We start from the raw sequence: 21,812 nt of genomic DNA, 5'->3' as shown, positions 1-21,812 counted from the left end.
CCAAGGACTGCGAGCAGTGGAAAGCCGGCGCGCGATGAACTCACCGGGCGCCAACGCACGCCGCCGCGTCGCGACGTTGGCGGGCAGGCTCCGGCCTCCCGGCGTCGCTAGAATCGAGTTCCACACCCCGGGGCAACCGCACGAGGAGGCGTCATGATCGCGAGAACCTGGCATGGCCGCGTTGCCGGCGCGCAGGCCGACGCCTACCACGCATACCTGCTCCGCACCGGTTTGGGCGACTACGCGTCCACCCCGGGCAATCGCGGCGTGCAGGTGCTGCGGCGCACCGAAGGGGAGATCACGCACTTCCTGCTCATCACGCTGTGGGATTCGCTGGATGCCATCCGCGCATTCGCCGGGCCGGACTACGAGCGCGCACGATACTACCCGGAAGACGACGACTACCTGCTGGAGCGGGAGCCCTTCGTGACGCACTACGAGGTGCTCTCCACCTCCTGACCTGAGAGTGATCAGGGGCGGAAGGAGCCAATGCATTCAATTGCCCCGTCCCTTCTCGAATCGCCGGGGCTGCCGCGCGTGATCTTCATCCATACGCGGCTCAGTCCGAGGCCGGGAGTGCTGCGGCGGATCGATGATGGACCGGCGAAGACGAGGGCGCTGGGCGACATCTGCCGCGGCGAAACGCTGGACGTGGCGGGGATGCTGCCTGCCGATCGCTACACGTGGACGCACGCCGCCGCTGCCTAGATGGATGCAGCCGCGCCATGGCACCTCGGTGTGGACTGACGTTGCCCGTGAGGGACCGAAGCGAAGTGGTTCCCCCCGATCCCGTTGCGCGCACGCACCCGCTGCAGTCCCCACGCAAGCGTGATCCTGTGCGAACTGCGGATCGGTGCTCCAGCCGCGAGCGACATTTCGTCCGCGCCTCTGCTTTCCGTCTCGATGAGCGTTCCACCGGTGACGAATATCTAAAGATTCATTTCACGATTCCGGTGCTTATCGGCATTGGTCCCCAGCAATAGAATCGGTTGCGAGGCCTGGTCTTCCCAGCGCCTGCGAAGGGCCTCGGCATCCGTGTCCGAAGCATGCGCATACCGTCAGCCGAGGCACCGCAAAGCGCCATGATGTCCCTGCTTGTATCGATGTGCTTGTTCTCCCTGGCCCTGTCGATCTCTCCGGGTCCGGTCAATATGGTGATCGTCTCGTCGGGCGCGAATCACGGCTTTCGTCGCACCATCCCCTACGTCTCTGGTGCAACCATCGGCTTTACGTTGCTGCTGATATTCGTGAGCTTCGGATTGCTTCATCTTGTCGTACGCCATCCGATCTTCATGAAGAGCCTTGCGGTGCTGGGCTCGGCATTCATCGTGTACATCGGCTACAGGATCGCCTCGGCCCGCCCGCAGCTCGCGGCGGGCCAGAAGAGCGCCCCGACCTTCATGCAAGGGTTTACGTTGCAGTGGCTAAATCCAAAGGCATGGATGGCCTGCGCCTCGGGTGCGGCTCTGTTCTCCAATCCAGAGACAACCACGCCGCTGCTGGTGTTCGCGGTCGTCTACTTCCTGGTGTGCTACATCTCGCTCGCTGCCTGGGCGCTGCTGGGCGACCGTGCCGCGATGTACCTCAACAGTGAGAGCCGCATGCGGCTGTTCAACTTGTCCATGGGCGGCCTGCTGATTGCGACGGCCATTTATCTGGTCCATGTACAGGTCTTTCAGTCAATGGATTGATCCAGGGGTCCGGGCGCGTGGCCAAGCGACTTGACCAGGGCATGCACGGGGCTGGTCGCCGGGACATTGGAGGGCCAGACGGCGTGCACCTTCAGCGGCTCCAACGACCATCCCGGGACCACCAACCTGAGTACGCCTTGATCCAGCTCGTTCCTGGCCAGGAATGTCGGCGGTGCCGACAGGCCCAGGCCTTGTCTGGTTAGCTGGTACGCCGCCTCGATACTGTCGACCTTGATGCGCGGCGAGTACCTGATCTCGCATGTTTCGCCGTTGGCATGCCGCAGCGTCCGATGGTTCGGACGCATGGTGAGGCCGATCCAGGCTAGGCTCGACAAGTCCCTCGGATGTGCCACCGGTGGATAGGCCGCCAGCAGGGCATGACTCGCAACGACGACCCGGGGCAAGAAGTGGACCTGACGGGCTCTGAGTGAACTGTCGGGAAGTTCGCCAATCCGAAAGGCGAGATCGAAGCTTTCACCGATAATGTCGTAGCGGGTGTCGCTGCACGAGATGCTGATATCGACGTCGGGATGTTCGCGAATGAAGTTCGCGATCTGCGTCATCAGGTCACTGCGTACGAGCACGGCGGGAATGGTGATCCTGATCTTGCGACTGGCGCTGGGTCGTTGTTTGAGATGAACGATCCCGTCCTGATACAGGCCGAGCATTTCCTGGGCGGTTTGCAGCACCTGGGCACCATCGAACGTGAGGGACAAGCGACGCGTGCTCCGGTAGAACAGCGGAACGCCCAGGCTCTTCTCGAGCCTGGATATGTACTGACTGGTCGCTGCAGTCGAAAGACCCAGCGCTTTTGCCCCAGTCGAGAACGAACCGGCCTCGGCGACTTTGGCAAATGCAATGAGATAGCGGATGTCCTCGATCATGCGCATGTTCCGGTGACGCCAGCTGGAGCAGGGCAGGCTAGGCCGGAAGGCCGGTCCCACACCTGTGGCGAAAGGGTCGCGTTCATTTCCTGCAGGTTCGGTGGTGCAGCTGGGCGTGAGAATTGTGTTGGCGGGACTCTATTGGAAGTTCCCCCATGCGGCGAGAATAGAGCTTCATCAGGAGTCGCCCCCTGTCCGTTCGACTGACGGCAGGAGCGACACCGGATCCGCCTGCATCCCAGAGAATGGCGATGGACGAACGCCTCGACTATCCTGCGCAGGGCAAGCACGCACGACAGCGAAAAGAGGGGACGGGGGCTGGATTCCCTAGGTTCGGGAGCACGTTATGTCTGCCCCGGTGCGAATTCTTGCGCCAGAAATTCTTCCGCAATCCGCCGCGCCAGCCCGTACGGCTCGGGGTCGTTGCGATTCGTGAGCAGCACCACCGTCAGCCCCCGCTCCGGCCAGCGCAGGATCACGTTGCGGAAGCCGATGGTTTCGCCCGAGTGCCACACCAGCCGGTCCGCGCCCTCCCCATGGAGGCGCCAGCCGTACCCATAGCCGTCCACGTCGGCCTCGTCGGTGGCGGTGTGGGCGGTGAAGGCGAGCGCGCGCGAGGCGTGTGACAGCAGGCGGTCGTCGCGCAGCGCGGCGTCCCATTTCGCCAGATCGTCGATCGAGGAATAGAGGCCGCCGTCGCCGAGCACCGCGCTGGTGCTGCTCTGGTCGGTGCGGGTCCAGCCGTCGCCGGCGGCGCTGTAGCCGTAGGCGCGGCGGGACACGGTGGAGATGCCGTCCTCGAACGCGAGCGTGCCGTCCATGCCCAGCGGCTTGAAGATCCGTTCGCGCAGGAACGTAGCGAGATCCTGTTCTGAGGCTTGGCCGACGACCAGCGCGAGCAGCGCATAGCCGCTGTTGCTGTAGCGGTAGCCGCTGCCGGGCGCGAAGTACAGGCGATCCTGCGCTTCCAGCAGGCGCAGCACGTCGGCGTCGCGCAGCTGGCCGTCGATCGCGTCGGGCATCACGTCCTCGTAGTCGACCAGGCCCGAGGTGTGGGTGAGCAGGTGGTGCAGGGTGATGGCGTCGGCCGACGGGGGCAGCGACGGCAGCCAGCGCCGCACCGGGTCGTCCAGCGACAGCGCGCCGTCCTGCGCCAGCAGCAGGATCGCGGCGACGGTGAACTGCTTGCTCACCGAGGCCAGGCGGAAGTTCGTGTCCGGGCCGACCGCGATGCCGCGCTCCAGGTCGGCCAGGCCGTAGCCCTTGCGCACCACCGGCACGCCGTCGCGCAGCACCAGCAGCGCCGCGCCAGGCACCGGCCCGTCGTACGCCGCCATCATCGAATCGACCCGTTCGGCCGTGGACTGCATCGTCTCGCCTCCGCTGGCACAGGCCGCGAGCAGGCAGGAGAGCAGCAGGGCGGCGGTGCGCATGGGCCGATTGTAGCGACGCGGCCGCATTGACCCCGGATCAGTGCGCACACCGCCGGCCGGCCGCGTAGCCCGGACAAGGCCAACGGCCGCATCCGGGACCTCACGTGATCGGGATACCGCCTCGATCGCAAGTCTCGTCCTCAGTCGTCTCCGCCGCGCAGCCCCCGATGCGCGGCCTCGAGCAACGTGCCGCGCGCGTCGTCGCCGCCGAGGTCCCAGAACATCAGCCCGTCCAGGCCGCGCAGGCGTGCGTAGGCGGCCTTGGCGCGGACGGTGTCCGGGCTTTCGTAGCTGACGAAGCTGCGCGTGCCCGGGTTCCACAGCCACGCGGCCTGCGCCTGCGGGTCGAGATGGCGTTCGAACGCGGGCGTGTCGAGGTACCCCTGCTGCAGCTCGGCCCAGGTCACGAACGACACCTCGCCGTCGAACGGCTGGTGCAGGCCGGCGCCTTCGGTGGTCGTGGTGCGGAAGGCCTTGCCGTAGAACGCCGCGCCGGGGACGAGCTTGTGCGGCGGCACACCGGCGGCCAGGAATTCGTCGACCGCGCGCGTGGTGTCGCGATCGGCCGCACCGCTCGCGCCCGCCGAGCGGTACAGCCCGGCATGGTGGCCGGTGCGCGCGCTGCCGGCGCCGAAGAAGTCGTAGGTCATCAGGTGGATGGCGTCGACCAGCGGCACGATGCGCGGCAGGTCGAGCCCGGCCGCGGCCTCGCCGTCGGCGGCGGCGATGGTGAGCCGGTAGCGGCGGCCGGTCTGCGCCGAGAGCGCGTCGAGCGCCTCGCGCAATGCCTGCAGCATCAGCGGGAAATTGTCGCGGTCGGCCGGCGAGTGGCTGATGCCGGGGCCGGGCAGGGCGGGGTATTCCCAGTCGATGTCGAGGCCGTCGAGATCGTGCGTGCGCACCAGCGCCACCGCGGTATCGGCGAAGGTGCGGCGTGCGTCCTCGCTGGCGGCGGCTTCGGAAAAGTGGTCCGCGCCCCAGCCGCCGATGGCCAGCAGCACGTCGGCACGTGGGACTCCATCGTGGCGTTCGGCCAGCTGCGTCAGCCGTTCGGCCATGCCGGCACGCGGCAGGTGCACGCGGTGGTCGGCATCGACCACGGCGAACGAGTACACGACGGTGTCGAGCTTGCCGGCATCGATGGCCGGCAGCGGCGCGTCGCGGTCGAGCAGGTAGGCGACCAGGCGCGGGGCGCGCGGCGTGTCCCTTGCGATCGATTCGTTGGGCTCCGCCGCCACCACCGCGCTTGCGGTCGCGGCGAACCACACGATCGCCGCCATGCCCAGCCACCAGGATCGCCGCATGTCGCCCTCTCCGTTTCGGGGAGGCGACACCGTACACGATCGACGCGGCGGCGCGCCGCGCTCCTTCGGGGCGGCATGTTGTACGTCGAGGCCGGCACAGGCCAAGCGCATTTGCCCCGCTCGCATCGGCGCCCGCGAGTCGCGCGACGTCGCCAGGGCGGTCCGTACCGCACAATGTCGAGCGACGCCTTCGATTCGGGCGAGCAGAGGCGAGGAGGGCGGACGCGAGAGTGGAGAGGCGGATGTTCTGGTATCGCGCGACGAAAGGCGACGAGCGTTCGGAGTCAGCTCATTGACGTGGGGTCCCGGATGCGGCCTTCGGCCTTATCCGGGCTACGCAGTTGCAGGCCACGGCGTGACCCATCGGCATAGTGCCGCGAAGCGCCCACGCAAGCAGGAACAGTCCGACCAAGGCATCGCGACACCAGCCTTCGGGAGCCGTGTTCTGGCGGCCGGGGATCGCGTCGAGCAACACATTGATGTGTTGCGCGCGAGTCAGGGTGAGCGCGGATCGCCTGTGCGGCATGCCGCACATCCGCGTGAACGCCCGGCGCGCTGCGCCGGGCCGGCCCTGATCGAGCGGAGAGCGATTCCCGGCCGCCAGGACGCGGCGGCGATCCGAAGCCCCGACATCCGAAGGCCGCGACGAACGAAGCTTCGAGGCGACGGCGTAAAGTGGTCCGTAAGGCTTCCATCGTGACGATCGGCCACGAACCGAACGGAGGCGCACGTCGCGATCATCGCGGAGAACGACCAGCTTCCTGCCGCCAATCGCCAATCGCCTACCGCCTACCCCCTACCGCCTACCGCCTACCGCTCCCTCGGCGGAAACCGCAGCACCACGCCGCGCTCCTCGTCCTCGCGCGGCTCGCGCTTCCACAGGACCGGCACGTCCTGCGGCGAGCCGGGTTCGAAGGTGTCGCGTTCGGCCTGCGCCAGGCGCTCGGCTTCTTCTTCCTCGATCTCCCAGCTGTAGCGTCGCCGCGGCGGCACCGGGTCGGCGCGACGCAGCAGGAATGCGGCGACGATACCGCCCACCGCACCGCCCAGGTGCGACTGCCACGACACGCCCGGCTCCTGCGGCAGTACCGTCAGCAGCATGCCGCCGTAGAACAGGAACGCGATCATGCCCGCGGCGATCGACGGCCGGTCGCGTCGCAGCAGGCCGAGCACGAACACCAGGAACATCAGCCCGTGGGTCACGCCGCTGGCGCCGAGGTGGAACGAGCCCGCATCGCCCAGCAGCCACGCGCCCAGGCCCGAACCCAGCCACATCAGCGGCAGCGCGCGCAGGGTGGCGCGCGGATACACCGCCAGCGCCAGCGTGCCGAGCAGCAGCAGCGCGGTCGCATTCGCCACCAGGTGTTCGGGCGAACCATGCAGCAGCGGCGCGCTGAACAGCCCCGGCAGCCCGGCCAGCACGCGCGGCTCGACCGCGAACGCGCGGTAGTCGCCCAGCCCCTGCAGGCCGAACACGATCACCAGGGCCAGCACGAACACCACGCTGCCCTTCGCCGCCGAGGCCAGCCGGCGCTTGTCGGCCGCGCGCTGGGCCTCGGGGTCGAGCGGATCGTCGGGGGTGGGCAGGTGCATCGTCGGGAGGTGGCGTCGAATCGTGGCGATGCAAGGGCTGGTGCCGCGGCCCGCACGGCGCCGAGGCGGCGGCGCCCGGGCCGCCGGCCCGGTTCAGTGCCCCGCGAGCGGTCGCGGCGGCCGCGCCAGGCTCAGCGCCACGGTGCAGGCCAGGATCACCGCCACCACGCCCAGCGACCACAGCACCGGGATCTTGTAGATGTCGATCAGCAGCATCTTCGCGCCGATGAACACCAGGACGATCGCCAGCCCGTACGGCAGCAGGTGGAAGCGCTCCGCCATGCCGGCCAGCAGGAAGAACATCGCGCGCAGGCCGAGCACCGCGAACACGTTCGAGGTCAGCACGATGAACGGGTCGGTGGTGATGGCGAAGATCGCCGGGATCGAATCCACCGCGAAGATCACGTCGGTGATCCCGATCATCACCAGCACGATGAACAGCGGGGTGAACTTGCGCCGGCGGCCGCTGCCCAGCCACAGCGCGCTGCCGTAGTAGCGGCGCACGAACGGCACGTGCCCCGTCAGCCAGCGCAGCACGGGGTTGTTCTCGAGGTTCGGTTCCTTGCCGGCGGCGAACCACATCTTCACGCCGGTCAGCAGCAGGAACGCGCCGAACACGTAGAGCATCCAGTGGAAGTTCGCGATCAGCGCCGCGCCGGCGAAGATCAGGATCGCGCGCAGCACGATCGCCAGCAGGATGCCGATCACCAGCACCCGCTGGCGCTGCTCCTCGGGCACCGCGAAATAGGTCATCAGCATCAGGAACACGAAGATGTTGTCGACCGCCAGCGCCTTCTCGACCAGGTAGCCGGTCAGGAACTCCAGCCCGATGCGGCGCGCCTCGTCGGGCCCCGCGTCCTGGCCGATGTACCACCACAGCGCGGCGTTGAAGGCCAGCGCCAGGGCCACCCAGCCCAGGCTCCACCACGCCGCCTCCTTGAACGTGACCTTGTGCGCGCCGCCGTGGCGCATCAGCACCAGGTCGACCATGAGCGCGAGCAGGACCAGGCCGGTGAAACCGGACCACAGCCAGACGTTGCCGATCGTGTCCATCGAGGAATCCGTGGGAAAGGTGGAGGACGGCCGCGGGCGCTGGCGGCGCGGAGTCCATGCACGGGATTCCGGGAACGCACCTTCGCCGACGCGGCGAAGGTCTTGCTCACAGCCCGGTATGGGCTGCCGCGGGACCGGAGCATGACTGCTCGAAATGACGGCCGGCGCGCTGGGAGCTACTCCCCTTCGGCGCGCATTCTGGGGGCGCCCGGCCGGCCCGGTCAAGCGGGCGGATACACTGGCGCGATGACCGACGCCATCCCCACCATCCGCCTGCGCAACGCCTGGCGGTCGAACCACCCCTGGATCTTCCAGAAGCTGGTGGACAAGCCTACTCCGCGGCCCAAGCCGGGCAGCATCGTCGACATCGTCGGCCAGGACGGGGTCTGGATCGGGCGCGGGTTCTACAACGGCCACTCGCGCATCGCGCTGCGGATCCTGGAGACCGACCCGGACGTGGCCGTGGACGCGGCCTGGTTCGCCGCCAAGATCGCCGGGGCGGTGCGCCTGCGGCGCGACGTGCTGCGCCTGGACGGGATCTCGAATGCCTGGCGCGTGGTGCACAGCGAGGGCGACGGGCTGTCGGGCCTGGTGGTGGACCGCTACGACGACCTGCTGGTGATGGAGTTCTTCAGCGCCGGCATGTTCCGTCACCGCGAGTGGATCTTCGACGCCCTGCGCGCGCAGTTCCCGGGCTGCCGCTTCCACGCCGCCGCCGACGAACACGTGCAGAAGCAGGAATCGTTCGATTTCCACGGCACCTCGGGCACCGAAGCGGCCACCATCACCGAGCACGGCATCCGCTTCCTGGCCGATCCGGCCGGCGCCCACAAGACCGGCTTCTTCGCCGACCAGCGCGACAACCGCGAATGGCTCTCGCACCGCTGCGCCGGCCAGCGCGTGCTCGACCTGTGCTGCAACACCGGCGGCTTCGGCGTGTACGCCGCGGTGCGCGGCGCGGCCGAGGTGGTGGGCATCGACATCGACGAGGCGGTGCTGGAGATCGCCCGCGCCAACGCCAGGCTCAACCACGTGCGCCCGCGCTTCGTGCAGGCCGACATCTTCCCGTGGCTGCGCGATGCGGCGAACAACGGCGAGCAGTTCGACGTGGTGGTGCTGGATCCGGCGAAGATGACCCGCGACCGCGAGCAGGTGATCAACGCGCTGAAGAAGTACCTGGACATGAACAAGCTGGCGCTGGGCGTGGTGAAGCCCGGCGGCCTGCTGGCCACGTTCTCGTGCACCGGCCTGGTGAGCGAGGAGCAGTTCCTCGACATGCTGCGCCGCGCCGCGTTCTACGCCGGACGCACGGTGCAGGTGCTGAAGGTGTCCGGCGCCGGCCCCGACCATCCGTTCCTGGCCCACGTGCAGGAATCGCGCTACCTCAAGGCGGTGTTCTGCCGCGTGCTGGATTGAACCGGCGGGTGGCGCCGCGCGCGCCGCGCGGCGTGCGGCGCGCGCTGTGGGCGGTGGCCGCGCTCACCGCGCTGGCGCTGGCGGCCACGTTCTGGCCGGCGCTGCGCGACTGGCTGCGACCGCCGCTGCCGCCGCCGGCGCCGACCGCCTTCGACTGGACCGCGCGCCTCGTCCCGCTCGCCGGCACCGGCCTGCGCGGCGCACGCGACGGCCACGTGCTCGACGCGCGCTTCGATGAACCCTGGGGCGTGGTCCGGGGGCCGGACGGCAGCGTGTTCGTGGCCGATGGCGGTACCGCGAACCGGATCCGGCGGATCGCGCCCGATGGCGCGGTGACCACGTTCGCCGGGTCGGGCGAAGGCTTCCGCGACGGCATCGGCGCCGCGGCCAGGTTCCACACGCCCGCGTCGCTCGCGGTGGACCGCTTCGGCGCGCTGCTTGTGGCCGACACCGGCAACCACGCCATCCGCCGCATCGCACGCAATGGTGCGGTGACGACGCTGGCCGGCACCGGCGTCGCCGGCCTGCGCGAGGGCGACGCCGCGCTGGCGCAGTTCCGCGGCCCGATGGGCGTGGCGGTGGACGCGGTCGGCCGGGTGTACGTGGCCGATACCTGGAACGACCGCATCCGCGTGATCGAAGCCGGCGGCCGCGTGCGCACGCTGGCCGGCGGCGCGCGCGGCTTCGCCGACGGCTCTGGTGCGCAGGCGCGTTTCGACACCCCGACCGCGCTGGCGGTGGCCGGCGACGGCACGGTGTGGGTGGCCGATACCGGCAACCGCGCGCTGCGCCGGATCGACCCCGACGGCCGCGTGCACACCTGGCGGCCCACGGCGTGGGACGCGGTGGACATCGACCGCCCGCTGTCGCTGGCGGTCACGCACGATGGCGTGCTGTACGTCGGCACGCTCTCGCCGGGCCGGGTGCTGCAGGTGAGCCCCGATGGCCGTGCGCGCGTGCTCACCGGCGCCGCGCCCGCGCAGTGGGCCGCGCGCGCCGCGGGCCTGTGGCTGGAGGCCGACGGCAGCCTGCTGCTGGCCGATGCGGCGGGCCATCGCCTGCACCGCATCGTGCCCCGTGGCGCCGACGGTCCGGGCGACGGACCCGTCGGCCCGCGCCCGGAGCGCCCGCTGCCCGACACCGCCCGGCGCTGGCCGTTCGCGCCGCAGGACGGCTGGCACGAGGTGGTGGGCACCCTGGGCGAGGTGCGCGGCAACTTCAGCGGCGAAAGCCGCAGCCACCTGCACAACGGCCTGGACGTGCGCGCCGACATCGGCACCCCGGTGCGCGCGCTGATGGACGCCAAGGTCACCAGCCCGCTGGCCGCCTTCAGCTTCGGGGGCCAGGCCGAGGGCGTGTCGGTCGACGAGCTGACGTTCCTGCACATGCGCGTCGGCCGCACCGCGCAGGGGCGCAACCTCGACCCGTCGCGCTTCCTGATCGAACAGGGCGACGACGGCCGGCCGTCGCTGGTGCGGATCCTGCGCGGCACGCGGTTCGCGGCCGGCGACGCGCTCGGCACGGTGAACCCGCAGGCGCACACGCACCTGATCGTCGGCCCGTACGGACACCAGCACAACGCGATCCGGCTCGGCTTCCACGGCTACCGCGACACGGTGCCGCCACGCATCGACGGCGTGTCGCTGCTGGACAATGCCGGCATGCCGCTGGCCGCGCGCGAGGACGGCCGCGTGCTGGTGCCGCGCGGCGGTGGCGGGCTGCAGGTGGTGGTCGATGCCTGGGACCAGGTGGACGGCAACCTGCCGCGGCGGCGGCTCGGCCTGCACCGCATCGGCTACCTGGTGCTGCACGCCGACGGAACGCCCGCGCCCGGGTTCGAGGCGCCGCGGATGAACCTCGATTTCTCGCGCATGCCCGCGCACCCCGAGGCGGTGCTGACCGCCTATGCCGCCGACAGCGGCATCACCGTGCACGGCGCGGCGCGCACGCGCTTCCTGTACGTGCCCAGCAACATCGTGCGCGGCGACACCGTCGCCGAAGCGCGCTGGGACCCGGCGCCGCTGCCGGCGGGCGACTACCTGGTGCGCGCGGTCGGCGTGGACGCGGCGGGCAACCGCGCCATCGGCGCCACCGACCTGCCGGTACGGCTGCGGGCGGACTGAGGGCGGACGACGGCTGGGTGGCGACCGCCGCGGCACGCGACGGGGGGCGTCCACCAGACCAGGCACAGGCGCGCGAGCGGGGCGGCCTTGGGCAGTCCGGCGGGACGGCCCACTGCCGGGGCCCAACGCGGCCGCCCATGCCAGGTGTGCCGCCGGCTGGCAGGACTGCCGCTGTGCGGTGGTCGGGACGTCGAGGAGTGATGGACCGACTGACGGCGGGTGGGGCCCCGGTCCCAAGGCCGGGATGTACAGCCTTCGTACAAGTCGGCGTTTGACGATTGTGTAACGGCGCGCTGCCTAGCGTCGCTTCCGCACCATCGCCATTCGATGAGGCCCCACCTCAAACCTCTACGGAGCAGTCCCATGCGCACCTGGCTCGCCATTCCCTTCACCGCCCTGTTCGCAACCACGGCGCATGCCGCCGGTCCCGAGGCAGGGCGCTGGTCCATGTCGGTCTTCGGCGGCGTCGACGTGCCGCTCAGCGGCGACGTGCACGACGGCGCCACCGCCGCGGTGCCCGACCTCGGCCCGCTGAACCCGGCGCTGGCCGGCGTCGACGCCGAACTGCGCATCGAGTCGCGCAGCCACGATCGCATCTACGACCTTGCCACCACCTATGGCCTCGAGTTCGCCTACGCGTTCGACGAGCGGCGCGAGATCGTCGGCCAGGTGCGCCAGACCAGCGCCGACGAGGGCACGGTCATGGTCGGCGGCGCGTTCGTGCCGGCGCTGGACACCACGCTGCCGGTGTACGGCACCTTCGGCGACTACGAGGCGCTGTCGGCGGAAGTCGGCTACCGCTACTACTTCGGCACCGCCGGCAGCGCGCGTCCGTTCGTCGGCGCGCGCCTGGGCGCCACCCGCACCGACGAGATCCGCGCGACGTTCGAAATCCCGGATGCGGGCATCACCATCGCCAATGCGCCGTTCTACGAGTCCGGCTGGTCGCCGACGGGTGGCTTGGACGTCGGCGTGATCATGCCCGTGTCGGAGACCTTCAGCGTCACACTCGCCAGCGGCGTGCGCTACACCGGCGACCTGAAGGACGACGACAGCGCCATCGGCGGCCTCGGCCTGGCCAGCATCAACGACACCGGCAGCCGCGTGTCGGTGCCGGTGACGCTGTCGGGCCGCTGGGATTTCTGAAGCGCGGTCGAGCAGGCGTGACGCGGCTGTCCCGCGCGAGCCGATCCCTCTACCGACGCGCGGCAGAGGGATCGGCGCATGACCGCGGACGCGGCGGCGCTCCCCGCTCGATGGTCACCGTGACCATCCGGCCATGATTTCCCGGCCCCGTTCGCGTGTCATGGCGCCGCCGCGCCGATGCCCCTCTGCGGCTCCATCGCCATCGCCCGGAGGCCGTGATGCATCGCCCGCTGCTGCCCGTCCTGCTGCTCGTCCTTGCGCCCGCGTCCGCTGCGCTGGCGCAGGGTTCCCACGCGCCTGACGCGCCTGCCGCTGTCGCAGAAGCCGCCGCGACCGCCGCAACCGCTCCCGCCCGCAGGAGCACCACGGCCGCTGCAACGTCTGCCACCGCCGTGCCGAGCTTCGCAACGGCAGCCGTCGCGACGGGCACCACCGCAGTCGTGACGACGCAGGCGGCAACAGGCGCGACGCCCGGCGCTACCTCAGGTGCGGATCCCGCATCGCACAGGGCGGCCGTCACGGTCCCCGGAACCGCAGCATCGGGCCCATCGGCCTCCTTCGCGACCGCCAATGCGCCCGCCGCGCGCCTGTCCGGAGACCCCACCCGCGTGCTGGTGCTCGGTACCGTGCACCTGGCGCAGGAAGGCGGCGGCAAGGTCACGTCCGCGGCGATCGAACCGGTACTGCGCCAGCTGGCCGCGTTCGATCCGCAGATCATCACCATCGAGGCGATGCCCGGCGAGACCTGCGACCTGATGGCGCGTCATCCGGAGGTCTACGATCCCGAGGGGCGCGCGCAGTACTGCCCGGACGCCGCCGCCGCGCAGGCCTCGACCGGGCTTGACGTGCCGGCGGCGATCGCCGCGGTAGAGCGCCAGCTCCGCGACTGGCCGGATGCGCCCACGCCCGCGCAGCGGCGACGCCTGGCCGCGACCTTCCTCGCCGCCGGCGATCCGAACTCGGCCCTGGTGCAGTGGCTGCACCTGGATGAGGCGCAGCGCCACGCCGGCGACGGCCTCGACGACGCGCTGGTCGCCAGCCTGCGCAAGCGCGCCGACTCGGACAACGAGAACACGGTGATCGCCGTCGCGCTGGCGGTGCGCCTGGGGCTGCAGCGCGTGCATCCGGTCGACGACCACACCGGCGACAACGTGCGCATCGACGACCTGGACGGGTTCGCGACCGCGATCCGCGGCGCCTGGGACAGCGCGCCCGACGCATGCAAGGCGCTGCGCGCGCGCGACCAGGCCCTGCGCGACGCGCCGGACCTGCTGCCGCTGTACCGCCACACCAATGGCGCCGACTACCAGCCCATGCCGATGAGGTGCGATTTCGCGCTGGCGCTGGCGGAGCCGTCGCCGCAGCGCTTCGGCCGCCAGTACGTCGCCGGCTGGGACACGCGCAACCTGCGCATGGTGGCCAACATCGCCAGCACCTTCCGCGAGCGGCCGGGTGCGCGCGTGCTGTCGATCGTCGGCGCCTCGCACAAGGCCTGGTTCGATCGCCTGCTCGGCCAGCTGCAGGGCGTGGAGGTGGTGGACGCGGCGCGCGCGCTCGGCGGGGAGTGACGCGCGACGGTCGGGATTCCGCACGCGGACATCACCAGCACGAATGCGCGGTTCCACGAGTCGGGCCAGTCGCCGAAGGACGGCCCGGATGTCGGCATGGTCGTGCGGGCGCGTCCGGGCGGCGCAGCTGGCGTAGCCGGATCGGGCTGACGCCCGCATCCGCAACACCCGCGGTAGCAGCCCCCAGTCGGCGACGCCTGCCCCGCCGGAGCGTCGCAGGGTGCGGACGCTACTCCTCCCGAGGAGCGGGCGCCGGGGCGCATAGCGCGGGGCGTGGGCCGTCGAACTGATCGGTTGCCGGATGCGCTGCGCGTGTCCGCGCTACGAGACGCATTGGTCCCCGGATGCGCTGCGCTTATCCGGCTACGAGGCCGACGCCGTCTCACCTGCACCGCGTAGCCCGGATCAGGCCAAAGGCCGCATCCGGGGCCCCGCGCAACCTCCGATCAGTACCCGTTCTCGGACAACGTTGCCCGCACCTGTTCATGCCGCGCCTGCAGCTGCGGCGACGGTGCGCGGCCGAGCAGGCTCACCACCACGATCGCCACCACGGCGGCAATGAAGCCCGGCACCATCTCGTACAGCGCGCTGCCGGTCTGCTTCCACGCGATCACCGTCACCGCGCCGGCCAGCATGCCTGCCAGCGCGCCGTTGCGCGTCATCCGCTTCCAGAACAGCGACAGCACCACCACCGGGCCGAACGCCGCGCCGAAGCCGGCCCAGGCGTACGACACGAGCCCCAGCACGCGCGACTCCGGATCGCGCGCGATCCACATCGCCAGCAGGGCCACGCCCAGCACCATGGCGCGACCGAACCACACCAGCTCGCCGTGGCCGGCGCGCGGGCGCAGGAACCCGCGGTAGAAGTCCTCGGTGAGCGCGCTCGAGCACACCAGCAGCTGCGCCGCCAGCGTGCTCATGATCGCGGCCAGGATCGCCGACAGCAGCACGCCGGCGATCCACGGGTTGAACAGCAGCTCCGACAGCGCGATGAACACGCGCTCGGGGTTGGCGTCCACCGGCCCGGCGACCTCCGGATGCGCGGCGAACCAGGCGATGCCGAAGAAGCCGGTTGCCATCGCGCCGGCCAGGCACAGCACCATCCAGGTCATCGCGATCCGGCGCGCGCGCGGGATCGTGGCCAGGCTGTCGGCGGCCATGAAGCGCGCCAGCAGGTGCGGCTGGCCCACGTAGCCCAGGCCCCAGGCCAGCAGCGAGACGATCGCGATCACGCCGCCGGTGCCCACCCATTCCAGCCGCGACGGATCGACCTGTTCCACCACCGCCAGCGCCTCGCCGGGACCGCCGACGCCGATGATCGCGAACACCGGCACCAGCAGCAGGGCGAAGATCATCAGCGTCGCCTGCACGGTGTCGGTCCAGCTCACCGCGAGGAAGCCGCCGATGAAGGTATAGGCGATGGTCACCGCCGCACCCCACAGCATCGCCTGGCCGTAGGGCAGGCCGAACATGCTCTCGAACAGCCGCGCGCCGGCGACGATGCCCGAGGCGCAGTAGATGGCGAAGAACACCAGGATCACCACCGCCGAGAGGATCCGCAGCAGGCGGCTGCGGTCCTCGAAGCGGTGGGTGAAGTAGTCGGGCAGGGTGAGCGCGTTGTTCGCGCGCTCGGTGTACACGCGCAGCGGCCCGGCGACGAAGCGCCAGTTGGCCCAGGCCCCGAGCACCAGCCCGATCGCGATCCACGCTTCCGACGCGCCACCCAGGTACAGCGCCCCGGGCAGGCCCATCATCAGCCAGCCGCTCATGTCCGACGCGCCCGCCGCCAGCGCGGTGACGTAGCTGCCCAGCGAGCGCCCGCCGAGGATGTAGTCGTCGAACGTGCGCGTGCGCCGCCAGGCGATGAAGCCGATGCCGACCATCAGCAGCAGGTAGGCGGAAAACGTGAGGAACAGCGGCGAATCGAAACGCATGCGGGACGTCCGGGTGATGGCAGGCGGCGAGTGTGACCCAAAGCGCGGTGGCGACGCCAATGCCGGACGGTCCGTGCGCGGCAGCATTCGGGCCCGTCGCCCGGGCGCGGAACGTGGGCATATGCGGCTTCATCGTGCGAGCGCAGCGCGTCCTCGCTGCCGCGGCGACGCGGGCGGGTCGCGTCGCGTCTTCGGTGTGCGATGTCGGGTCGTGGTGCTTCGGCGCGAAGCGCCATGTCCAAGCCGGGATCCACGGCTCGCCGCTGCGCACTGGACGCTGCCGGCGTCCCGTCCGCTGTGCGGATCGGCGAGCGCCGGCCCCTGGTGGCGGCGTTTTGGCCTGGCTGGCCATGGTGCGCGCCGAGTGGCCGACCGTGAGCCCGGGACCATCCTCGCGGGCGTCGCGCAGCTCAGCCGCGGCGGACGCTCAGACGTATGCGATCCACTGCCGCAGCAGCGCCTGCAGCGACGAGGTGCGTCGCGATGCGTCGGCGGCGTCGGCGAACGTCACCTGCGCGCGGTCCGGCCCGAGCCAGCGCAGCAGGTTGTCGGGATCGTCGATCGCCAGTCCACCCGCCGGCAGGTCGCGCGCCTTCGCGCCCAGGTGCAGGATCAGGACGATCCCCTGGCGCGCAGGTGGAAGGTGGCGAAGTACTCGTGCGTGCGGAAGCTCGGCGCGTTCCACTTCACGCCTTCGGCGATCGACGGATCCACCGCCAGGATCGCCGCGCGCAGGGCCTCGATCGAGGCCTTGTGCGGATGCGTGAGCGTGGCCATCAGCGCATCGACCGCGGCGCGCGTGTCGGCGGGGGTGGCGTGGCGGGTGGCGGGCGCAGCAGGCACGCGGGGCTCTCGTTCGGCTTGGCGCGCGTGCGGTGCGGACCGCGCGCTGCGCGTCGAGGGGTGCGGGATCAGTCGGGCGTTTCGTTGCTGCGCACGTGCGCGCTCGCGCGTTCCAGCTCCAGCGGTCGCACCTCGAAGAACAGCCCGCAGGCCAGCGTGGGACTGGTGGCGAGCAGCGCCGCCGCGTCCTCCAGCGACGGCGCGACCGCGAACCAGTAGCCGCCCACCAGCTCCTTGGTCTCGCCGAACGGACCGTCGAGGGTCACGCCCTTCGCCGACACCGTGGCGCCGGCGCGTGCGAGGCGTTCGCCGGTCTTCATCCGGCCGGCGGCAATGTGGTCCTCGATCCACACGTAGAACGCGTCGATCGCGGACTGGATCTCGTCCGCCGACGCATCGCGGCGCCACTGGCCGCGCGACAGCACGAGGAAGTCCTGGGCACCGGCATCGTCGGCCACGGCGTGTCACTCCATGCGGAAACCGCGCACGCTAGCGCGAAGCGCCGGCGGGCGGAAGTGGCGCATGCCGGGCGCTCGTGTCGACGACGTTCCGTTCTTGCAGATGCCGCCGATAATCCGGCCGGCCGTGGAAAAGGAGCGCGTCGCCCGGATCAACGCGTAGCCCGGACAAGGCCGCAGGCCGCTTTCGGGATCGAGGCGCGGTGTGCGGTAAGGATGCGGGATGGTCCCCGGGTGCGCTGCGCTTGCCCGGGCTACGCATGTGGAAGAGCGCGAGACGCGTAGCCCGGATAAGGCCGAAGGCCGCATCCGGGGTCGATGCGCGATGTGCGATGCGGGGTGAAGATGGCCCCGGGTGCGCTGCGCTTGCCCGGGCTACGTGGGGCGGGTTTCGGGAGCGGACCTCGGCGCGATTGGCGCGCTGGCGACGCCGGCTAGGGCTGCGAGGTCTGCGACGAAACCGGCATAGGCCGCTTCGCGCGCCGCGTCGTCCTGCTGGCGCAGGATCCAGGCCGGGTGCACGGTGGCCAGCATGCGGCCGCCATCGGCGAGCCGGTGCCAGCGCCCGCGCTCGTCCATCAGCCGGAAGCCGCGGCCCATCAGCGCGAGCGCGGCGGTGGCGCCCAGGCACACCACCACCTCGGGCTGCAGCAGCGCAAGCTCGCGTGCCAGCCACGGACGGCACGCCTGCACGTGGCCCGCCTCGGGATTGCGGTGCAGGCGGCGTTTGCCGCGCTGCTCGAACCGGAAATGCTTCACCGCATTGGTGAGGTACAGCTGCGCGCGGTCGATGCCGAGCTCGGCCAGCGCGCGGTCCAGCAGCTGGCCGGCGGGACCGGTGAACGGGCGCCCGGTGAGGTCCTCGGTGTCGCCGGGCTGTTCGCCGACCAGCACGATGCGCGCGTGTGCAGGCCCTTCGCCGAACACCACCTGGGTCGCCGGCTCCCACAGCGGGCAGGCGCGGCAGCTGCGCGCCGCGTCGCGCAGCGCCTGGAGCGTCGGCGCGGCAGCGGTGCGCGGATCGACGGGCGCGGGGGTGGGGTCGATCGCCGGCTGTCCGGCGAGCCTGCGTCGCGGCGCCTGATGCTCGCGCTCGGCCATCTCGCGCACGCGCACGCCGGCCTCGCGCACCAGGCCCGGCAGCAGCTGCGCTTCGGGCAGGTGCTTCCAGTACTTGACCGGCATCTCCTGGCGCATCATCCGCGGGTTGAGCCGGGCGGGGTTGAAGATGTGCGCGTAGTAGGTGCGCCACAGGTCCTCGCGCGCATCGTCGGGCGGCGCGTCGGCGCGCACGGCGCCGTCGCCGAACGCCAGTGCCGCGCCGTCCCAGTGCGCGCTGCGGTACGGCGTCAGGATCGCCCAGCGCATGCCGGCGAAGCGGCGCGCGAAGAACGGCGCGACCCGGTCGACGATGCGGTGCTCGGGTTCGAACCAGGCGATGAAGGCGTTGTCGTCGCCGGGCACGGCGCGGAAGCGCACGAAGGCCTTCATCTTGTGCGCGTCGCGGCGCACGGCCTGCACCCAGGCCTGCGCGCGGCGCACGTCGGCGTCGGCGGGATTGGACAGCAGCGCCGGCTCGCCGTGCGTCGCGCGCCACAGCAGCCGGTAGAGCAGCCCCAGGCGCTGCGGTTCGCGGTGGCACAGCAGCGCGGGTGCGAGCTCGAGCAGCGCCTTCGGCACGCGCGGCGCGTCGTCCCGCGCCGGTGCGTCGGCGACGTCGGGCGCGGCGAGCAGCGGCGCCGGCGCATCGCCTTCGAGCCAGTCCAGCGCGTCGGGTGGCACCTGGGCGCGCAGCGCCGCGCGTGCGACGTCGCGCCAGGCCGCCATGTCCCACGGCGGGTCGACCCGCGCCGACCAGCGCTCCACTCAGGCCGCCGCGGCGGCGTCGAACAGCGATCCCTGCCGCGGCGGCGGCGCCAGCCGCGCGCGCAGCGCCTGCGGATCGTCCAGCGACCGCCGCGGATGGTGGTCGGCCAGCTGCACGAACGGCAGCAGCTTGGTCAGCGGCGCGCGCAGGCGCGCCAGGTCGGCGACCCGCAGCCGTCCGTGCCGCCGCGCCGCCAGCACCCGCTGCACGTTGCGCACGCCCAGGCCGGGCACGCGCAGCAGCAGCTCTTTCGCCGCGGTATTGAGGTCGACCGGGAAGCGCTCGGGATGGCGCAGCGCCCAGCCGAGCTTGGGATCCACGTCGAGGTCGAGCATGCCGTCGCCGCGGCCGCCGGCGATCTCGTCGATGCGGTAGTCGTAGAAACGCAGCAGCCAGTCGGCCTGGTACAGCCGGTGTTCGCGCAGCAGCGGCGGCGCCTGCGGCGGCAGCGCGCGGCTGGCGTCGGGGATCGGGCTGAAGGCGGAGTAGTACACGCGCCGCAGCCGGTAGTTGCCGTACAGGTTGTCGGCCATCGTCAGGATCGCGCGGTCGTCCGCGCCGTCGGCACCGACGATCATCTGCGTGCTCTGGCCGGCGGGCGCGAAGCGCGGGGCGCGCCGCTTCGGTGCGGCGGCGGGTGTGGTCGCGGCCTTGGGCTTCGGCGCGCGGGCCTGCTTCGACTCCTCGATCCGCCAGCGCAGCTCGCCCATCGCGCCGCGGATCGCCGGCAGCCGCTTTTCCGGCGCGAACTTCGCCAGCCCCGCCTCGGTGGGCAGCTCGACATTGATCGACAGCCGGTCGGCGTAGCGGCCGGCGGCGGCCAGCAGTTCGGGCGAGGCCTCGGGAATGGTCTTGAGGTGGATATAGCCGGCGAAGCGGTGCTCCTCGCGCAGGCAGCGCGCCACTTCCACCAGTTGCTCCATGGTGTAGTCGCCGTTGCGGATGATGCCGCTGGAGAGGAACAGCCCCTCGATGTAGTTGCGGCGGTAGAAGTCGAGGGTGAGCTGCACCACCTCGTCGACGGTGAAGCGCGCGCGCGGCACGTTGCTCGAGACCCGGTTGACGCAGTACGCGCAGTCGTAGACGCAGAAGTTGGTGAGCAGGATCTTGAGCAGCGACACGCAGCGCCCGTCGGGCGTGTAGCTGTGGCAGATGCCCATGCCCTCGGTGCTGCCGATCCCGCCGCTGCCCAGCGAATGCCGCTTCCCGGCGCCGCTGGAGGCGCAGGAGGCGTCGTACTTGGCGGCATCGGCGAGGATGGCCAGTTTGCGGGCAGTTTCCATCGCTGCAGGGTGGGCGGCGCCAGTCTCAATCCGTGAGACGCGGCCGCGGCGATCATGAACATCGCCGCGACCGCGTTCAGGCCCGTGCGTTCGCCCGGCCTGCACGCGCCGCCGTGCAGTCTCCAGAGTCCCGTCCGCCGCCGCCGTCGTCCGATGTCCCCGCTCCCGCTCGCGTCCCGTTTTCCGGCTCCGCCGCCGGCCCCCGCGGGCTGACGATGGCGTCCGTGCGCGACCTGGTCGAACTGCGGCCCGAAGGCCTGTACTGCCCCGCCGGCGATTTCCACATCGACCCCTGGCGGCCGGTGCCGCGCGCGGTGATCACCCACGGCCACGGCGACCACGCCCGCGGCGGCATGGGCGAATACCACTGCGTGCGCGAGAGCCTGCCGATCCTGGAGTGGCGGCTCGGCGCGCAGCGCTACCACGCGCGCGACTACGGCGAGGCGTTCGACCTCGGCCGCGCGCGGGTGTCGCTGCACCCGGCCGGGCACGTGCTGGGTTCGGCCCAGGTGCGGATCGAGGCCGACGGCCGCGTGTGGGTGGCCTCCGGCGACTACAAGCGCCAGCCCGACCCCACCTGCGCGCCGTTCGAGGTGGTGCCCTGCGACACCTTCATCACCGAGGCGACCTTCGGTCTGCCGGTGTACCGCTGGCCGGACACCGGCGAGGTGGCGCACGAGATCGCCGAGTGGCAGCGCGACTGCGCGGCCGAGGGCGTGGCCGCGGTGCTGTTCTGCTACGCGCTGGGCAAGGCGCAGCGGGTGCTGGCCGAACTGGCCCCGCACGTCGACACGCCGGTGCTGCTGCACGGCGCGATCGCCAGCGGCGTCGACGTATATCGCGGCGCCGGCATCGCCCTGCCGCCGACCGAACCCGTCTCCGACCTCGCCAAGGGCGCGGACTTCGCCGGCCGCCTGGTGCTGGCGCCGCCGTCCGCCGCGGGCAGCGCGTGGCTGCGCCGCTTCCGCCGCGCCCAGACCGGCTTCGCCTCGGGCTGGATGCGCATCCGCGGCAACCGCCGGCGCCGCAACTACGACCGCGGCTTCGTGGTCTCCGACCACGCCGACTGGCCGGACCTCATGCGCACCGTGCGCGAGACCGGCGCCACCCGCATCATTGCCACCCACGGCAACACCGACGCCATCGTGCGCGCGCTGTGCGAGGACGGCATGGACGCCGGCGCCTTCCGCACCGGCTACGGCGACGAGGACTGAGC

At 71.2% G+C, this 21,812-nt stretch carries 18 protein-coding genes; 7 read left to right on the top strand and 11 right to left on the bottom strand.

Annotated features, from left to right (window positions below; translation table 11 throughout):
• Positions 1–153 precede the first annotated feature (153 nt).
• Positions 154–459 carry an antibiotic biosynthesis monooxygenase family protein gene (locus QFW80_RS00740; RefSeq protein ID WP_280599000.1) on the top strand — a complete coding sequence of 102 codons (306 nt, stop codon included), beginning with the start codon at positions 154–156 and terminating at the stop codon, positions 457–459.
• A gap of 623 nt (positions 460–1,082) precedes the next feature.
• Positions 1,083–1,691, top strand: coding sequence for a LysE family translocator (locus QFW80_RS00735; RefSeq protein ID WP_280598999.1), 609 nt, complete (start codon positions 1,083–1,085; stop codon positions 1,689–1,691).
• Here the strand turns inward: QFW80_RS00735 and QFW80_RS00730 are convergent.
• The 5 genes from QFW80_RS00730 to QFW80_RS00710 form a co-directional block, all read right to left on the bottom strand.
• Entirely contained in the window at positions 1,676–2,575 is a 900-nt protein-coding gene (locus tag QFW80_RS00730) for a LysR family transcriptional regulator (RefSeq protein WP_280598997.1), read from the bottom strand. The genes QFW80_RS00735 and QFW80_RS00730 overlap by 16 nt on opposite strands.
• Before the next feature lie 344 nt (positions 2,576–2,919).
• Positions 2,920–4,008, bottom strand: coding sequence for a serine hydrolase domain-containing protein (locus tag QFW80_RS00725; protein WP_425603474.1), 1,089 nt, complete (start codon positions 4,006–4,008; stop codon positions 2,920–2,922).
• Positions 4,009–4,148: 140 nt separating this feature from the next.
• Entirely contained in the window at positions 4,149–5,312 is a 1,164-nt protein-coding gene (locus tag QFW80_RS00720) for a glycoside hydrolase family 18 protein (RefSeq protein ID WP_280598996.1), read from the bottom strand.
• Between the two features lie 810 nt (positions 5,313–6,122).
• Positions 6,123–6,905, bottom strand: a complete 783-nt coding sequence (locus QFW80_RS00715) for a rhomboid family intramembrane serine protease (RefSeq protein WP_280598994.1) — start codon at positions 6,903–6,905, stop codon at positions 6,123–6,125.
• A 93-nt stretch (positions 6,906–6,998) separates the two neighbouring features.
• Complete coding sequence (locus tag QFW80_RS00710; protein ID WP_280598991.1) at positions 6,999–7,958, bottom strand: TerC family protein; 960 nt, start codon at positions 7,956–7,958, stop codon at positions 6,999–7,001.
• Between the two features lie 246 nt (positions 7,959–8,204).
• On the opposite strand from QFW80_RS00710, the gene QFW80_RS00705 reads away from it, so the two are divergent.
• The 4 genes from QFW80_RS00705 (at position 8,205) to QFW80_RS00690 (ending at position 14,211) form a co-directional block, all read left to right on the top strand.
• Positions 8,205–9,374, top strand: a complete 1,170-nt coding sequence (locus tag QFW80_RS00705; protein WP_280598990.1) for a class I SAM-dependent rRNA methyltransferase — start codon at positions 8,205–8,207, stop codon at positions 9,372–9,374.
• Positions 9,375–9,382: 8 nt separating this feature from the next.
• On the top strand, positions 9,383–11,497 hold the full coding sequence (locus QFW80_RS00700; protein ID WP_280598988.1) for an NHL repeat-containing protein: 2,115 nt from the start codon (positions 9,383–9,385) through the stop codon (positions 11,495–11,497).
• Positions 11,498–11,860: 363 nt separating this feature from the next.
• On the top strand, positions 11,861–12,643 hold the full coding sequence (locus tag QFW80_RS00695) for a hypothetical protein (protein WP_280598986.1): 783 nt from the start codon (positions 11,861–11,863) through the stop codon (positions 12,641–12,643).
• Between the two features lie 608 nt (positions 12,644–13,251).
• Entirely contained in the window at positions 13,252–14,211 is a 960-nt protein-coding gene (locus QFW80_RS00690) for a DUF5694 domain-containing protein (protein WP_280598984.1), read from the top strand.
• Positions 14,212–14,657: 446 nt separating this feature from the next.
• Here QFW80_RS00690 and putP read toward each other — a convergent pair whose 3' ends face one another.
• From putP to QFW80_RS00660, 6 genes are all read right to left on the bottom strand, one after another.
• Positions 14,658–16,145, bottom strand: a complete 1,488-nt coding sequence (gene putP / locus QFW80_RS00685; protein WP_280598983.1) for a sodium/proline symporter PutP — start codon at positions 16,143–16,145, stop codon at positions 14,658–14,660.
• Between the two features lie 427 nt (positions 16,146–16,572).
• Positions 16,573–16,830, bottom strand: coding sequence for a hypothetical protein (locus QFW80_RS00680; protein WP_280598981.1), 258 nt, complete (start codon positions 16,828–16,830; stop codon positions 16,573–16,575).
• Positions 16,758–16,988 (bottom strand): hypothetical protein, encoded by a 231-nt coding sequence (locus tag QFW80_RS00675; RefSeq protein ID WP_280598980.1) that lies wholly within the window; start codon positions 16,986–16,988, stop codon positions 16,758–16,760. The genes QFW80_RS00680 and QFW80_RS00675 overlap by 73 nt, the downstream gene beginning before the upstream one ends.
• A 68-nt stretch (positions 16,989–17,056) precedes the next feature.
• Positions 17,057–17,446 carry a YciI family protein gene (locus tag QFW80_RS00670; protein WP_280598978.1) on the bottom strand — a complete coding sequence of 130 codons (390 nt, stop codon included), beginning with the start codon at positions 17,444–17,446 and terminating at the stop codon, positions 17,057–17,059.
• 375 nt (positions 17,447–17,821) lie between these two features.
• Positions 17,822–19,273: a UdgX family uracil-DNA binding protein gene (locus QFW80_RS00665; protein ID WP_280599048.1), complete on the bottom strand. Its 1,452-nt coding sequence runs from the start codon at positions 19,271–19,273 to the stop codon at positions 17,822–17,824.
• 39 nt (positions 19,274–19,312) lie between these two features.
• Positions 19,313–20,596 (bottom strand): putative DNA modification/repair radical SAM protein, encoded by a 1,284-nt coding sequence (locus tag QFW80_RS00660; protein WP_280598976.1) that lies wholly within the window; start codon positions 20,594–20,596, stop codon positions 19,313–19,315.
• A gap of 215 nt (positions 20,597–20,811) precedes the next feature.
• On the opposite strand from QFW80_RS00660, the gene QFW80_RS00655 reads away from it, so the two are divergent.
• A complete protein-coding gene (locus QFW80_RS00655; RefSeq protein ID WP_280598975.1) occupies positions 20,812–21,810 on the top strand; it encodes a ligase-associated DNA damage response exonuclease in 999 nt (332 codons plus the stop codon).
• Positions 21,811–21,812: the final 2 nt, after the last annotated feature.

It is taken from the genome of Luteimonas rhizosphaericola (genome assembly GCF_029888045.1).
In the GTDB taxonomy this organism is placed as follows: domain Bacteria; phylum Pseudomonadota; class Gammaproteobacteria; order Xanthomonadales; family Xanthomonadaceae; genus Luteimonas; species Luteimonas rhizosphaericola.
The sequence above is the reverse complement of the archived record's forward strand: the minus strand, read 5'-3'. Positions and strand labels throughout refer to the sequence as shown.